The organism is Azohydromonas lata (genome assembly GCF_034427735.1).
Lineage (GTDB): Bacteria > Pseudomonadota > Gammaproteobacteria > Burkholderiales > Burkholderiaceae_C > Azohydromonas > Azohydromonas lata.
The window spans coordinates 1-308 of record NZ_JAXOJX010000246.1; the positions used below are offsets into that span (position 1 = coordinate 1).

A 308-nucleotide genomic window follows, 5' to 3' on the forward strand; every position below is an offset into this window, starting at 1 on the left:
GGCATGTCAATACCAAAGTCGAGCTTGATGGCCTCCTGCACGGCCTTGCGGCTCCACAGCGCATAGGGCAGTCCCAACCGCGCCGGGCTGCCGCCCACGATCTGCTCGCGCAGCCGTCGCTCGTCTTCGAGCCCGAGTGTGCGCTTGTCGCCCAGCAGCCGGCCGCGGCGCGTCGAAGCCACGTCTGCGGGCTGCTGCTCATTGAGTCGGTAGCGGTTCACCCAACTCATGACCGTGGAGCGGTGTAGCCCCACGATGGCTGCGATCTCGTCCCACGTCTTGTGCGCCTGTCGCAACCGGTGCGCCTG

Annotated in this window: 1 protein-coding gene; it reads right to left on the reverse strand. The window is 67.2% G+C overall.

Annotated features, from left to right (window positions below; translation table 11 throughout):
• Positions 1 to 308, reverse strand: a 308-nt coding sequence (locus SM757_RS35245; protein ID WP_322468901.1) for a helix-turn-helix domain-containing protein, incomplete at both ends; no start/stop codon positions are given.